This is a genomic window from Aquiflexum lacus (assembly GCF_015476655.1).
Lineage (GTDB): Bacteria > Bacteroidota > Bacteroidia > Cytophagales > Cyclobacteriaceae > Aquiflexum > Aquiflexum lacus.
In genome coordinates this window covers 155,159-168,480 of record NZ_JABFHF010000002.1, presented here as the reverse complement: position 1 = coordinate 168,480, position 13,322 = coordinate 155,159, and the positions used below count along the sequence as shown (strand labels likewise).

11 protein-coding genes and 1 pseudogene are annotated in these 13,322 nt (G+C 39.7%); all 12 read right to left on the bottom strand.

Annotated features, from left to right (window positions below; genetic code table 11):
* Positions 1-147: 147 nt before the first annotated feature.
* Complete coding sequence (locus HMJ38_RS25625) at positions 148-1,038, bottom strand: ATP-binding protein (protein ID WP_394355051.1); 891 nt, start codon at positions 1,036-1,038, stop codon at positions 148-150.
* Positions 1,030-1,377 (bottom strand): annotated as a pseudogene (locus HMJ38_RS25620) (AAA family ATPase); the annotation flags it as partial. The pseudogene HMJ38_RS25620 and the gene HMJ38_RS25625, both read right to left, overlap by 9 nt.
* Positions 1,378-1,708: 331 nt before the next feature.
* A complete protein-coding gene (locus HMJ38_RS02750) occupies positions 1,709-2,293 on the bottom strand; it encodes a precorrin-2 dehydrogenase/sirohydrochlorin ferrochelatase family protein (RefSeq protein ID WP_194972853.1) in 585 nt (194 codons plus the stop codon).
* Positions 2,294-2,501: 208 nt separating this feature from the next.
* Positions 2,502-3,275: a uroporphyrinogen-III C-methyltransferase gene (cobA, locus tag HMJ38_RS02745; RefSeq protein WP_194972852.1), complete on the bottom strand. Its 774-nt coding sequence runs from the start codon at positions 3,273-3,275 to the stop codon at positions 2,502-2,504.
* Entirely contained in the window at positions 3,272-5,374 is a 2,103-nt protein-coding gene (locus HMJ38_RS02740; protein ID WP_194972851.1) for a HEPN domain-containing protein, read from the bottom strand. The genes cobA and HMJ38_RS02740 overlap by 4 nt, the downstream gene beginning before the upstream one ends.
* A 309-nt stretch (positions 5,375-5,683) precedes the next feature.
* Positions 5,684-6,937 (bottom strand): sulfate adenylyltransferase subunit 1, encoded by a 1,254-nt coding sequence (locus tag HMJ38_RS02735; RefSeq protein ID WP_194972850.1) that lies wholly within the window; start codon positions 6,935-6,937, stop codon positions 5,684-5,686.
* A gap of 205 nt (positions 6,938-7,142) precedes the next feature.
* Positions 7,143-8,042 (bottom strand): sulfate adenylyltransferase subunit CysD, encoded by a 900-nt coding sequence (cysD, locus tag HMJ38_RS02730; RefSeq protein WP_194972849.1) that lies wholly within the window; start codon positions 8,040-8,042, stop codon positions 7,143-7,145.
* 156 nt (positions 8,043-8,198) lie between these two features.
* The gene (locus HMJ38_RS02725) at positions 8,199-8,903 is read right to left on the bottom strand and encodes a phosphoadenylyl-sulfate reductase (RefSeq protein WP_194972848.1); all 705 of its coding nucleotides are present in this window, start codon (positions 8,901-8,903) and stop codon (positions 8,199-8,201) included.
* Complete coding sequence (locus HMJ38_RS02720) at positions 8,878-9,150, bottom strand: DUF2061 domain-containing protein (protein WP_194972847.1); 273 nt, start codon at positions 9,148-9,150, stop codon at positions 8,878-8,880. The genes HMJ38_RS02725 and HMJ38_RS02720 overlap by 26 nt, the downstream gene beginning before the upstream one ends.
* Positions 9,151-9,223: 73 nt before the next feature.
* A complete protein-coding gene (locus HMJ38_RS02715) occupies positions 9,224-9,640 on the bottom strand; it encodes an RrF2 family transcriptional regulator (protein ID WP_194973016.1) in 417 nt (138 codons plus the stop codon).
* Between the two features lie 322 nt (positions 9,641-9,962).
* Positions 9,963-11,039: a BF3164 family lipoprotein gene (locus HMJ38_RS02710; protein ID WP_194972846.1), complete on the bottom strand. Its 1,077-nt coding sequence runs from the start codon at positions 11,037-11,039 to the stop codon at positions 9,963-9,965.
* A 277-nt stretch (positions 11,040-11,316) separates the two neighbouring features.
* Positions 11,317-13,200 (bottom strand): molecular chaperone HtpG, encoded by a 1,884-nt coding sequence (htpG, locus tag HMJ38_RS02705; protein ID WP_194972845.1) that lies wholly within the window; start codon positions 13,198-13,200, stop codon positions 11,317-11,319.
* Positions 13,201-13,322: the final 122 nt, after the last annotated feature.

Sequence of the window (13,322 nt, the reverse complement as noted above, 5' to 3'; positions counted from 1 at the left end):
ATTTTTAAAAGTAGGTAAATGAGTGGCTAATATTTTTTTTCTCCCAAATCCCGATAATCACATAATTGGTTATCAAAACGTGTAAAAAATCACATAATCGGAACTAATTGTGCGAAAAGACGAAAACGACATCATCCTTATATAACCTCAAAGCTTATTTTCAAAAATGTATTTCAAAAATTCAACGGTCTTATCTGCTAGAAACAATGGGATATTCAATAACCCATTATTGAATTCTAAATTTCTAAGGGAAAATCGAACCTTAATTTTAGGTTCGTAAGATTGAGAATAGTAAGCCAAACTTTTACTTCTGATGTTTTCATCTGATTTTACTTCAATCGGGATGATTTCATTCTTGTACTGAATCAGAAAATCAACTTCTGCTTTGCCATTGGAAGTCCAATATCTTGGCATCACATCCAATTGTGGCAATAAAGCCTGCAATATGTAGTTTTCCGAAAATGCTCCTTTGAATTCTGTGAATAATCTGTTTCCCTCTTTGAATGCCATGGGGTCGAGTTCTGATTTTCTTCTCAGCAAACCAACATCCAACATGTATATTTTGAATGCGGACAGGTCATCATAAGCCGACAAAGGCAAATTGGGTTTATTGTTTTTACTAACCTTGTAGACAAACCCGGCTTGAATAAGCCACAAAAGGGCATCTTCATATTCTCTTGCCCTGGCACCTGTCTTTACCACCTGATATAGAAATTTTTTGTTTTCCCTGGAAAGCTGTGAAGGAATGGAATCCCATGTGTATCCAATTTTAGGAATGTCTTTTAATTCAGTATGTTTTGAAAAGTCCAATTCATAAGCCTGACGGATATCATTCAGAACTTGTTGCGTTCGCTCTATGTCAAATTCTTCCAGTAGAATTTTTGCCGCCTCGGGCATACCTCCTGAAATAAAATACATTTTGAATTTTTCTTTGAGGGAATTGAAGAATAAGTCAGGTATGGGATTTGTAGGAGTCACAGTGTTTACAAATTCATATAAATTGGCATCGGCTTTTTGGAGAAACTCCATAAATGTCAAAGGAAAAGCTTCCAAAAATTCCACTTTACCCACCGGGAAAGAAGCCTGATTCCCCAGCGTAATTCCCAACAATGACCCTGCACAGATGATATCATATTCCGGGGCCTTTTCATTAAAATACTTCAGCGCATTCAAGGCAGCTTTGCATTCCTGAATTTCATCAAACACAATTAATGTTGAATTAGGCTGAATAGCATGACCGTGTACCAATGAAAGGTTTTGAAGTAAACGCTGCGGGTCTTTTGTAACCTCAAAAAATTGTTTGAGATCGGTCTGCTCATCAAAGTTGAAATAGGCTATATCCTCGTAAGCCTTCTGGCCAAAGCTTTTGATCAAGGAAGTTTTGCCTACTTATCTTGCACCTTTGATGATCAAAGGCTTTTTGCTTTTCCTGTTTTTCCAAGCATATAACTTGGCTTCCAAATCCCTTTCAAAAAACATAATCACATAATTTGTTGTAAAAATGTGAAAAAAATCACATAATCAGAACTAATTGTGTGAAAATGATTTAAAATTGCTCTGAATTCAATTTTTAAAAAAATAAGGAATCCGTCATGCTGATCCCAATTGCCGGGAGAAGCTTCTATACAGAATCTGGTAAACGGTAATTGTGAACTTGATTCGAACCACGGGAGATTCCTCCTGACGTAGGAATGACGGGACGATTTCATCACTCAGCCTTGCTTTTCTCCACGAGCCCTTCGGTCAGTTTATTCAAAGCTTCAACCTTGTATTCAAAATCTCCCTTTAAAGTCTCCCTGTATTTGTTGATGTTTTCCACCAATTCATTGATATCTTCAGGAATAACTTCCTCCAAAAGCTGTCGGAGTCTTTTGGCTGTGGTTGGGGATTTGCCGTTGGTACTGATGGCAATTTTGACATTGCCTTTGGTCACGATACCACCAAGATAAAAATCACAGAGTTCAGGAGTGTCAGCCACATTGACCAATAAATAGCGCTCCTTAGCCTCATCATGAATTTGCTTATTGACAGCCTTATCATCAGTGGCGGCAATGACAATATGTTTGGCGCCAAGGTACTTTTCATGATACACATCTTCAATCAAAGTCACGTTGGGAGCGTCATGTGCCAATTTTAAAAACTCCTCATTGAATTCCTTGGAAACCGCTGTCACTTGGGCTTTGGGACTGCTTTTCAACAAAAAAGAAAGCTTCTCCGTCCCCACAAATCCACCCCCGACCAAAAGGATGTTCAATTGATGCACTTTGAGAAATATGGGGTAGAGAGAATTCATATTTTAGACCTGCCTGCCGGCAGGCAGGTTTTAGATTTAAGTAAAATACAGTTGAAATAAAATAGAAATACCATTGAAATATTTTGAGCTATTTCTTGCCATTTGGTTCCTTAATTTTTCTTATAACCTATTGAAATTGTATTTCAAGAATGCCTATTCCAAAATTATATCAGGGATTATATTTCAATATATTTTGCGAAGCATATTTCTACCTTATTTCCAAAGTTATAACCTCCTGGTAAATATCCTTCAACCTATAACTTTCCCTGACAACCTCACCTGCGATGATGATGGCCGGGGCAGTGATTCCGGAGGATTGGGCTTTGGCTTGGATATCCTGAATGGTACCTGCGACAAATCGTTCTTCTTTGGTAGTGCCATTTTGGATGATGGCTATAGGCAAATCAGATTTACCGGCCTGTCGATAAGCTTTTACAATCTCAGGAAGCTTTTTGGTTCCCATAAGGATGACAACAGTGGCCGTAGATTGGGCGGCAATGGCGATATCCCTTGAAAGTTCACTGTGAGTAGTAGTTGCAGTGATTACCCAGAAACTTTCGGAAACCCCACGCTTGGTTACCGGAATCCCAACAGAACCCGGTACCGCGATGGCAGAGGTGATACCCGGCACCACTTCAGTGGGTATACCAAAAGTTTCTATATAATCTATCTCTTCGGCACCTCTTCCAAACACAAAAGGATCTCCTCCCTTTAGTCTCACCACATGTCCATGTTTCAAAGCATATTCCACACATAGCCTATTGGTCTCATCCTGCGGGCAACTGTGTTTTCCCACTCTTTTACCCACAAATATTTTTATGGCTTGGGCAGGTGCATGCTTGAGTAGTGACTTGTCAATCAGTGCATCATAGAGAACAACATCTGCTTTGTTCAATGCCAAAACTGCCTTCAAAGTAATCAATTCCGGGTCACCGGGTCCTGCACCCACTAGGGTAACTTTTGGTTTTATTTTCTCTATCATGCCGTTACCTCCTTTTCTCTATAATTGCTGATGGCTTGGAATACTTTTGCCGCGTCCTCAAAATATTGATAGGCAAAGGCCTCAGATGGCTCGTTGTTTTGGATCTGATAAGTAATTTCGGCAAAGGTTTTCCCCAATTCAATCTTACCTGATTCTGTAAATGTTTCGTCAAAGAGGGCGATGATATTTGCGTAAGAATTGGTGCTCTTGCCTTCACTCAATAAGATGGCCTTTGCTGCATTGACCATTCCTGCATAGGTATGGTAGATACTGTCTGACCATCTTTTTTCTTTGAATGCTTCCTCAGAAAGCTCCAATTTTTCTCTGGCTTCCAACAATAAGGTAGCCACCAAATCAATCACCACACCGGCACATTCGCCTACCCCAACTGCCACTTTATAAGCATCCTCATTGCCCCAGTCTACCTGATCTTCCTCGGTCAGGGTTTCTGTTTCGGTTAGCACTTTAAGGATATCATAGAAATAAATCTGTCCTTTACGGTCGTAATAATCCAAGAAAGACTCTTCACCTTCTCCAAAATTTTCAAAATCATTGATCAATATCCTTAATGCTTCGGGGCCTCTCTTACTTGGGATTTTGATCACTTTATCCGCAAATCTTCCATTGCCATTGCCAAGCGTACCACCTCCCAATAGTACCTGAAGTGCAGGAAATACAGTTTTCCCAACTTTCATGGACATCCCCTGAAATCCGATATGGGCCATATTATGCTGCCCGCAGGCATTCATGCAGCCGGAGATTTTGATGGTCAGGTCTTTGTTTTTGAGGTACTTCGGATATTCTGCCAAAATGACTTTTTCCAGTTCCTTGGCAATACCTGTACTGCTGGCAATACCCAAATTACAGGTATCTGTTCCTGGACAGGCGGTGATATCTGCGAAACTATCATAGCCTGCATCTGCCAAAGCTATTCTCTTCAATTCCTGATAGAAAAATGGTATAGCTCCAACCTGTACATCCCGAATGAGGATATTTTGTCTCAATGTGAAGCGTACCTCATTTCCTGCATATTGGCTCACCAAATCTGCCAATTGTCTGGCCTGATCGGTATAAAAATCACCCAAATGTACTTTTACCCCGATGGAAACAAATCCGGATTGTTTTTGAGGAATCACATTGGTCAGTTTCCATTGCTCATAGGTCAAATCCAAAGGCTCCTCCAGCAAGGGAAATTCAGGCTGGGGAAGCACTTTGGATTCTTCATAGGTTTGAGCGTCAATGGGATATTTTTTATAAGGCAAAGCCTTTCTTTCTTCTTCGACCAAATTGAGGAATGTTTCAAGACCTAACTCATTGATCAGAAACTTCATCCTGGCTTTAAGCCTTCTGGAACGTTCACCATGTCTGTCAAAAACCCTCAACACACCTTCAATAAAAGGAATCAATTCATCTGTTGGCAAAAATTCGGTAATCAGATCAGCGTGTCTTGGCTGTGAACCCAAACCTCCACCCAATAGGATTTTAAATCCCCTTATTTCTTCTCCATTTTCTGTTTTTACTTGGGGAATAAAACCCAAGTCATGCAGATAAGCCAATGCAGTATCCTCTTCTGAGGCAGAGAAAGCCATTTTGAATTTTCTCCCCATTTCCTGACAAACCGGATTTCTTAAAAAATATCTAAAAACCGCATCAGCATAAGGGGTGACATCAAATGACTCTTTGGGATCCACACCGGCAGTTTCGGAAGCTGTCACATTCCTTACCGTATTTCCGCAAGCTTCCCTTAAGGTCACATCGTTCTTTTCCAATTCTGCCCAAAGGGCCGGTGTCTCGTCCAAACTGACATAATGGATCTGAATATCCTGCCGGGTTGTGATATGAAGTCTTCCGGTAGAGTATTTGTCAGAAACATCTGAAATCCTCTTCAACTGTTCTCCCGTAGCTTTTCCATAAGGTAATTTGATTCTGATCATTTGTACCCCGGGCTGCCTTTGACCATAAACTCCTCGGGCTAGCCGGAGACTACGGAATTTTTCCTCATCTATTTTCCCTTCCCTGAAAAGCCTGATTTTTCTTTCCAACTCAAGGATGTCCTTTTCCACAATGGGATTTTCGATTTCCGTTCTGAAGCTTTGCATCTTTTTATTTATTTTCCCTATCGGGTTTGTGGTTTAATGGTAATTTATGAACGAAGTACTATGTACAAAGTACCAAGTACATCTCACCCTTAGAGGTAAATTGAATCAATTAAAGTTTTCTGTAAGTTTGATTTCTTATGTTGACTCAATACTTGGTACTTTATCTGTCATACAACTTGTCCGCCGTATCGAATGGTACAACCCCCTATTTTATACTTTTTACAACTGCCCAAGATGGTGGCAATACTTGGTACTTGGTTCATTATACTTGGTACTTGGTTCATTGTACATTGTACATGTTACATCCGCTTATTCAATAAACCCAACACTCACAGTATCATAGCTACCCTCATCAATAAGAATAAAACTGCCGTTGGATTTATTTTCGGTATAACTATCAAAGTGAATGGGCTTGCTCAAGCGTAAATTCACTTTCCCAATGTCATTCAGTTTCAGTTGCTGCGTAGGTTCCTCGCCTGAGAAATCAGTGTGAATAAGAGACTCAATACTGTCGACCTTTGCTAAAACCCTGTTCACACCATGTTGAAGTGTAAATTTGTCCCCAACCCTTAACGGCTTATTATTGACCTGACAGATTGTGGCAGCAATTTGCTTTTCGGATTTGGGGAGTTCGTTGGATTTGACCAACATGTCTCCTCTGCTGATATTTACCTCATCCTCCAATGTCACAGTCAAAGAGGATCCTGGAGTAGCAACCTCATATTCCTGATCGAATAAACTAATGGATTTGATCTTGGATTGTGTTAAGGATGGCAAAACCGTCACCTCATCGCCCACATTCAGGTTACCTCCATATAGCACCCCTGAGAAACCTCTAAAGTCATGAAATGCTTCGGTTTTAGGGCGAATGACATACTGAACAGGAAAACGGGCTACCGAACTTTCCTGTAAGTCCCCAGTCTCCAAAACTTCCAAATGATCCAATAAGGTATTCCCAACAAACCAAGGCATCAACTCCGATTGCTTGGCGATATTTTCTCCCTTCAAAGCCGAGATGGGAATAAAAGTAATTTGTTCTGTATTGAAATTACTTTTCTCCACAAGGGCTTCAAAGTCAGTTTTTATTTTGAGATAAACATCTTCATCATAGTCCACCAAATCCATCTTATTGATCGCAACCACCACATGGCTGATGCGTAGCAGGTTACTGATAAAGAAGTGTCTATATGTTTGCTCAATGACACCTTTCCGGGCATCAATCAATATGATGGCAACCTGAGAAGTTGAAGCGCCTGTAACCATGTTACGGGTATACTCGACATGACCGGGAGTATCAGCTATGACGAAGTTGGTTTTGGCCGTATTGAAGTAAATATGGGCCACATCGATGGTAATACCTTGTTCCCTTTCGGCTACCAAACCATCAGTCGCCAAGGAAAAATCCAGATAATCAAAGCCACGTTTACGGCTGGTTTTTTCTATTGCCTCCAACTTGTCGGTAGTCAGTGACTTCGTATCATACAGCAATCTACCGATGAGGGTACTTTTACCATCATCCACGGAACCTGCTGTCGCTATTTTTATGAGTTTTTTACTTTCCATTTAATTAGAAGTGAGACGTGAGACATAAGACGTGAGACTTGGCCTCAGCTGATATTTTAATGCCACTAAGTCACGAAGACTTATGGTTTTTTGATTTTATTTCTAGAACTCCATTAGGCAGTATGAAGACTGCAAGGTTTGTGGTCCAAGACTGAAGTGGTGAACCATTTGCGAGTCTTGGTACTTTATACTTTGTACTTTCAAATCAAAAATACCCAACCTTTTTCCTTTTCTCCATGGCGGCTTCCGACCTTTTGTCGTCAATCCTGGCACCTCTTTCTGAGATGGTGGAATCCCTGATTTCAGCGACTACGGCATCTAGGGTTTCAGCTTCTGAAAGTACTGCAGCAGTACAGGTCATATCTCCTACCGTTCTGAAACGGACCATTTTTTCAAATACTTCCTCGCTGTTTTCCCTGTACACATGCTCATTGGCTGTCCAAATCAATCCGTCACGGAAAAAGACTTCTCTCTTATGCGCAAAGTAGATGGAAGGTATTTCGATATTTTCAGTTTTGATATATTCCCAAACATCAAGCTCAGTCCAGTTGGATATTGGGAAAACACGGACATTCTGCCCTTGGTGTATTTTGCCATTGAGCATGTCGAAAAGCTCTGGTCGCTGATTTTTCTCATCCCACTGACCGAAGTCATCCCTTACCGAAAAAACCCTTTCCTTTGCTCTTGCCTTTTCTTCATCCCTCCTTGCACCACCGATACAGGCATCAAATTTGAATTCCTCGATGGCATCCAATAAGGTAGTAGTCTGCAAAGTGTTTCTGCTGGCATACCTGCCCCTTTCTTCCGTCACTTTTCCCTGATCGATAGAATCCTGTACATTTCTGACAATCAATTCCAAACCCAATTCCGCCACAAGCTGATCCCTGAACTGAATAGTCTCCGGGAAATTATGACCCGTATCAATATGTAAAAGGGGAAAAGGAATCCTTGCAGGATAAAATGCCTTTTGGGCAAGCCTGACCAAAGTGATGGAATCTTTACCTCCTGAAAATAACAACACAGGCTTTTCAAACTGCGCCGCCACCTCCCTCAGGATATGAATCGATTCCGCTTCTTTGGGGTTTGGTATAAGTAGGTTTGACATAGTGATTAAATCTTTATGTTTTTTATTCCATTTTTACTTCATCGTTCTTCATTCAATGCTCGATATTCTAAATTTTGAATATCGAATGTCGAATGATGAATTCCAAAGTCTGAATTCTTTGTTCTCTCTTGTCTCTTGGTTCTTGACTCTTGGTTCTTATCTCGCATGCAACCCACACTCCTTCTTCGATTCTTCCCACCACCATCTGCCTGCGCGGGCATCTTCACCATCTGATATGGCCCTTGTACAAGGTGCACAGCCAATGCTGATGAATCCTTTGTCATGCAATGGATTGTAAGGAATCTTATTCTCTTCGATATAAGCTATCATTTGATCGAAAGACCAATCCAACAAAGGATTGAATTTGATGATGTTGTTTGCGTCATCCCACTCAATCTTTCTCATGGAGGATCGGTTGGCACTTTGCTCTGCACGAAGACCTGTCACCCAAATGCTGTTTCCGGCCAAAGCTCTTTTTAAAGGTTCCACCTTCCTTACATAGCAACAGGACTTTCTATGTTCAACCGAATCATAAAAACCGTTGATCCCTATTTTATCCACCAGATTTTCAACGGATTGTCTTTCAGGATATAATACCTGTATTCTCTTTTTATATTTACTTTCTGTTCTTGCAATTAGATCTAACGTCTCCGGAAAAAGCCTGCCGGTATCCAAAGAAAAAATATGAACAGGAAGGTTGTTTTCTGCAATCAATTGGGTAACCACCTGATCTTCCTGTCCCAATGATGTAGAGAAGACTACTTTCCCGGGAAAGAGATCAGACAAAAAGCCAAGTGCTTCTGCAGGACTTAGCTTTTCCACTTTTTCACTCAACTTATGCAAATTCGTTTTTAGGCTCATCTTTTTCAATTTTTGTGGCACCTTCCCAAGCGCGCTCGTGGAGATAATAAAGGGCTATTTTGGTGACCACCTCAATGGAACCGATGGAGAGTGCCATCACCAATTGACCTGTTACAAAAAATGAAATCACCATGGTGTCAATCGTACCGACTATTCTCCAGGAGATGGATTTGGCAAAACTCTTGACATTGGTGTCCTGACCTTTACTGTTTACAAACCATTTTTTAAGAGGCTGATCTAGAATCATACATTTTTTATTAAACTCAGAAACAAAAGTATATAAAACCTATAAATATTATCGGGTAAATGAGCAAAAAATTTTATTCTTTATCCAAAATATCTGCTAATGACTTGTTTTCCAATACATTAAGCATTTCATCTCTTACCTGAATCATTACCTTATTCAACCCACATTTAACTTCACTTTTACATTCCACACAGGGTTCGTAGTAATTGAGACTCACACATGGCAATAAGGCTATAGGCCCATCTAGCAAACGGATCACCTTGGAAAGCGGCACATCTTTGGGTTCTTTGATCAGGTAATAGCCGCCCCCTTTACCTTTCTTGCTGCCTAGTATCCCGGCTTTTTTGAGTTCAAGTAATATGTTTTCCAAAAACTTATGGGAAATACCATATTCCTCTGATATATCCTGAATTAAAACAGTTTTTTGGTCTCTATGCTTGCCGAGGTAGGTCAGGGCATGAAAAGCGTATTTGGTTTTTTTGGATAGCATGGTTACAAAAATAGGGGAAAAATCGGGACGGCAAAGGGTGGGGAATTGGAAAATTAAAAAATTGGAAGATTGGGTGGAATGGAAAGCAAAATCAGGATACTTTAGATGAATAAATTCGAAATCCTCAAAAACTTCAGAAAACTTAACCAAAGAAAGAGGATCAATGAATAAGATCTTTTTGACAGGTTCTGATGTCTTGAAATGGCAATTAGTTAGAACCATTAAAATATTTGCTGGTAAAATTAAATTTAGAAATTTCATATTTATCTTTCTAGGTGAATTACATAAAAGAAAGAGAAGGTGGGATTCTTTACTAGTAATTCTATTTCAATTTATACTTATACAGGTTGGCTTCACCATCATCAACAGATCCGATCAGATAGTCATCATTTTGAGAAACTGAAATTAAATTCAGCTGTTGATCCAATTCCAAAACTTTGATTGGATTACCATTCCAATCATATACCAAAATAGTGTTGCTGTACATGGCATTTTCTTTCATTGTTTTGCCTGAATATAAAATATAGATAAAATTATCAGACACCGATGTGCTTAGGCAGCCATACTTGTTGTCTGATTCCATTGTAGAAATGAAGTAACCTGTACTAATAAGTGAACCTGAATTACCTCCAAAGGAAGGAGGCCAAAACCTGGTTGCATTTTCCAACTCCAATGATCCATTAAGTCCAATTCTAACAATGTCGAAATTAAATGAAGATCTGGAAGTAGATACAAATTTTCCTCCCGAAGGCCGCATAAGAATGTCTCCCTGATAGGCAATAGACAGAATATGGTGATTAAATGCTGCAAGGTCCTTACTGAACGGATATTCGCCGAAAAATTCACTAGGTAACTTTTCATCGGTTTTTGAAACTGCAAATCGCTTTTCAAAAGAGCCTGTTCCAACAAATAGGCTGTCTTGAACTTTAATTAATTTGTGATAATTAAGATTAAAGTTTGAGGTTGTATTTATACAGGTATCCAACTTATTGTTTTGAGACAACACTGAAGAGAGATTGAATTCCTGATAGGAAAATTTATTCCTATTGTTTACGCCAACAACATTAGACCCATTTCCAGTTAATTGTAGACTTGCAGGAAAGGACAATTCACAAGGTCCATAACCCATTTTCCCAAACTCTGCTACCTTTTTTTCTTCATTCAGGTCTATAATGGTAAAATGATATTGGAAATTTGGGTTAGAAACAATCAGCAGTTCTCCCACAACCAATAATTCATATGCTTTTTGGATGTTGTCACTGACTGCAAGTCTATTTCCTGTAACCGTTTGGTATTCCTTAAACCCAAAAAATTCCTCAGGATTTTTGTTGTTCTTGCTACAACCCAAAGTCACAATCAAAAAGCATATAGCGATAATTGATAAATTGATTTTTTTCATATTTTAAAGAATTGGAGATTGATAGAACCAATGTAGGATTGAATTCATAGATCCAATTTAAAGAGAAATCTGTAAAAACAAAGGTTTAGGTTTTATTATTCTTTATTAAATAGATTTCAACTTGATTTTCAGATCAAAAAAATACTAACGTTCTAAGTTAAAAATAAAAGCCCTTGAAAACCGCAATTTTCAAGGGCTTGATTGTTCTTTGAAGTTTCTGAAAAACTCGAAGAACTGAGATTATAAGAAATCTTCGAGGTCTGGACGATCTCAAAGATTAAATCAATTCCACACTTCGCTTCACAAAGGCAGTCAGGTCTTTGCCGGTAAGCATACCTTGGGAAAGCAAGGCTAAATCAAACGCCTGCTTGGCAAGTTTGGTTTGCGCCCCTTCATCCTCGGACTTGAGCAGCTTGTCAACAACCGGATGATTTCCGTTGATGGCTACTTTGTAGTGGTCAGGCATCGCTCCGTAGAAACTCATTCCCCCGCCCATCTGTGCCATGTCCTTCATCCTGCGCATAAATTCATCCATGGTCACTGTCACAGGCATCTCCTCAGGACTTAATCCTTCGACTTCTACTGTATAGTCCTTGTTGTTGATTGCTTTTTCGAAGATTTCTTTGACCTTGGTGGATTGTTCTTCAGTTAACAAGTTGGCATAAGTGTCTTCTTTCTGGATCAGTTTTTCTGCAACATCAGCATCTACACGCTTCAGTTGGGTCTTTTCCTCTTTGCCTTCCACATGTTGAATAAAGTGACTGTCAATAGGAGAGTCCATTACCAAAACATCATAATCCTTTTTGTTTGCCGATTGGATAAATCCATCCTGTTTGTTGACATCGGTAGCATACAGGTATATGGTCTGCTCATTTTTGTCTGTCTGAATGGCTTTTACCTTTTCCTTGTATTCGGGTAGGGTGAAATATTCCCCTTTGGTATTCTTCAGCAATGCGAAATCCTTACCTTTTTCGGCAAATTTGTCCTCGCTGATCATTCCGTATTTCACAAAGAGTCCGATATCATTCCATTTCTCTTCATAAGCTTTTCTGTCTTTTTTGAAGAGTTCGCCCAATTTATCCGCCACCTTTTTGGTGATATAGCTGTTGATTTTTTTCACATTGCTGTCAGCTTGCAAAAAGCTCCTTGACACATTCAATGGAATATCCGGTGAGTCAATCACCCCATGCAACAACATCAGGAATTCAGGTACGATGTCCTTTACTTCATCCGTGATAAATACCTGACGACTGAAAAGTTTGATCTTGTTTTTCTGCATTTCAAAATCGTTCTTGATTTTAGGAAAATACAGCACTCCTGTAAGATTGAAGGGATAATCAACATTCAAATGAATCCAAAACAAAGGATCTTCACCCATTGGATACAATTGCTTGTAGAAAGCCAAATAATCTTCATCTTTCAGGTCATTGGGGGATTTGGTCCAGATTGGGGTAGTGGTGTTGATGATATTGTCTACATCCACAGACTTCCATTTCTTTTCTCCTTTGTCATCGACACCATCTTCCACGCTATCGGATTTTGTGCCGAACTTGATGGGAACAGGTAGGAATTTACAGTATTTGTCCAAAATCCCCTGAAGCTTCCACTTGTCCAGAAATTCTTCTGAATCTGCATTGATGAAAAGTGTTACATCTGTTCCACGGTCTTTTCTATCACCTGCACTGATTTCAAACTCGGTGCTTCCGTCACAGGTCCATTTGGCAGCCTCAGCACCTTCTTGATAGGATAGGGTATTGATTTCGACCTTGTCGGCGACCATAAAGGCAGAGTAGAAACCCAAACCGAATTTACCGATGATTTCATTGGCATCTTTGGCGTCTTTAAATTTCTCCACAAACTCAGCTGCACCTGAGAATGCAATCTGATTGATGTACTTCTTAATTTCTTCTGCTGTCATCCCCAGACCTCTATCGGAAATGGTGATGGTCTTTTTGTCTTTGTCAAAGGCTACTTCAACGGTGATGTCACCAAGTTCTCCGGCGTATTGACCCAATGTGGCCAACCTTTTGATTTTTTGGGTGGCATCCACTGCATTGGAAACCAATTCGCGGAGAAAAATCTCATTGTCAGAGTATAAAAACTTCTTGATGATCGGGAAGATATTCTCGGTATGTATCGAGATGGTACCTTTTTCCTGCATAGCTATCGTTAGTTTAAGTTGAATAACATTTTGTAATGAAACACCCTTATCAAGTGCTGTTCCAAATAGGTTTTGGTGTCATTTTGGCAGAAAACTTATGTACCCTCAGAAAATTTAGTTGA